The organism is Bacteroidota bacterium (assembly GCA_018831055.1).
In the GTDB taxonomy this organism is placed as follows: Bacteria; Bacteroidota; Bacteroidia; order Bacteroidales; family B18-G4; genus M55B132.
This window is the reverse complement of sequence record JAHJRE010000085.1, coordinates 1-2,454: the sequence shown is the minus strand read 5'-3', so window position 1 is coordinate 2,454 and position 2,454 is coordinate 1. Positions and strand designations below refer to the sequence as shown.

Genomic DNA, 2,454 nt, shown 5'->3' with positions numbered 1-2,454 from the left:
CCGAGGAAAAAGATGTATTAACTGAATTTAGGATTTTCCCCTGCAATGGATAGTAGAGTCTGTAAAGTGTATCGTGAACCAATGTTCCCAACAACGCGGCATCCATGGATTCAGTCCCTTCAATACGGTCTTCAATCCGTAAGACGTACTGGTAGTAAAACCTTAACGGGCAGCGGATATAGGTTGACAAGGCGCTGGGTGAAATGCCTTTTTCCCCGAGGGAATGCAGTTGATCAATTATAATACCGGACTTTTCAATAGAAATTATTGTTTCCTGGTTTAATCCGTCAATAGGGAACTCGGTTACGGAATGCCGGATATGCGTATTGCTGTTTCCTTTTAATTCCAAAAGGATCTGTTCAAGAAACCGGCTTTTGCTTCCACCGCCAAGGAGGTCGGGTTCGGTGAGGTAGGTGATTGTTACATTTTGTGCGCGCTGCAGTAAACGGTAAAAATGGTAAGCAAAGATGCTCGTTTTTTCTTTGTTGCCAGGAAGTCCGAAGATTTGTCTGATATCCGAAGACACGAAAGTATTACCCGGTTTACTATCGGGATAAATACCTTCGTTCATGGAAAGGATGATAATATTGTCGAAATCAAGGGTACGTGTTTCGAGGAATCCCATAACCTGTAGTCCTTTCAGAGGTTCGCCAAAAAATGGTATAGCTGTTCTGTTGGCCATCTTCTGAAGGACTTTTCTGAATGTGTGAAGATTGCTATCATGCCCTGCAATATCCCAATATTCGTCGATGTGCGCTAACATGACCGTAAAATGAAATATGTATTCCAGGTCTATTGCTTTATTTGCACTTCGATCCCCGTTATTTAGGTCCGAATTGAGTGCATCCAATATCTGCGTACATAAGTTACGGATCGTAACAATCAGTTTTGTTATGGATTCAGGGATTTTGAACACTGCTTCCTGGAGAAATTCCTGAACAGCCGGGTCATTGCTTGCAATGGTAGATAAATGAAAACCTCTGAAGAAAAAATTGTTCGATTTTATAATTGCGGCTATCAAATCGGGAATGTTTGAGACTTTGCTTATGAGAGGGAAATAGGGATGTTGTAATACGTTTAGCAGATCATTCTTATAGAGGAGATTATTGCCATCAGGTTTTGAGACAGCATATTTTTCTGAATTATCAAGCATTTTCAGCCAATTATCGAAAAAAGTGAAGACAGGGGTAAATCGGAACGGATAGCCCATGGTTACGTTGAAAGAACCGGCGGATTCGGGGAGGGAGTTTAAAACCGGGAGGAGCAATTGTTCATCAGCGAGTATCAGAGCGCTTTTATTTAAGTCACGACCATCCCTGATCCATTCATCAATGATGCTGCCTGCCATTTTCGCCTGGGCAGTGTTTCCTGGAAGACCCAGAATATTAATTTGCCTGTCAAGATTTTTCAGGAGGCTTTCGTTCCATAACAATTCTTTGTTTTGAAAGTGCTGCAAATGTTTTCTGATGAAATATCCGGCCTCCTGCATTTCATTATTCAGGTACCATTCATCGGTATCCCATAGCATATCGGCCAAACCGTTTTTCTGCAGATATGCTGTTATAATCTCTTCGCTTTTGGAAAAGGCATTGAATCCTGCGAAAATGATTTTACTCCAGGGAAGATTTCGGGATATTGTATCTATGGTTTCTGCAATACGGCGGTAAGCCATGCCTTCATATGCCAGTCCTGAATTTCTTAACTGTTTGTTCAGGTTTTTATACAGATCGTCAAGGGAACGGTAAAAGCGCAGGTATTTTAACTGAAGGGGTGTAAGTTCGGTTTTTCCTGGATTCCAGAGATCTATAGCGCGTGCTTCCGAAAGATAGCCGAAAACCTCAGAGGCATCTGCCAGATAAAGATCGATGTCGTTGAAATCGGAGAGTACCAGTGGGGCCCAGTCCATAAAAGTCTCCAGATCATCCGGTTCATCCTGGGTTACTTCCTTGTAAACCCCGTAGAAAAAGAAGAGTTGTTGTACAGGATCAATAATGGTGTATCCGGAGAGAAACTGAACAAGATCGCTGATTGATAAATAGGAAGGCGTTAATGAAGTTTTTCCCAGCAATTCCCGGATATATTTTCTAAGATACAGGCTGCCTCTCTTATTGGGCAGGACAATACAAAGGCTCCCGATTTTTTCCGGGTAATTATCGATAATATATCGGGCAGTTTTTTCCAGGAAGTAATTCATGATATCAGGGTTGAAAAAGATGAGATTGATTACGGATAAAATCAGAAACGGGTATCAATGCTTCGGGATTTCCGGCATCAAGCCAGATTCCGTCAGAATGCTCAAATCCTTTGATCTGACAATGGGTTGAAAGCTTCAGGTAGGCATCGATTATGGAAAATGGACCGGTTTGTGTCATTTTTTTGAGCAATTCGGGTTCAATAATATGTATACCGCTGAATGCTAAATTGTTGTGTTGATTTGATTCTCTTGAAATAGTT

2 protein-coding genes are annotated in these 2,454 nt (G+C 41.5%); both read right to left on the bottom strand.

Going from position 1 to position 2,454, the window contains the following annotated elements; genetic code table 11:
• The coding region (locus KKA81_05085; protein MBU2650287.1) for a PD-(D/E)XK nuclease family protein at positions 1-2,194 on the bottom strand (2,194 nt) is incomplete at its 3' end.
• Positions 2,195-2,198: 4 nt separating this feature from the next.
• Positions 2,199-2,454: hypothetical protein (locus KKA81_05080; GenBank protein MBU2650286.1), on the bottom strand; the 256-nt coding region annotated here is incomplete at its 5' end.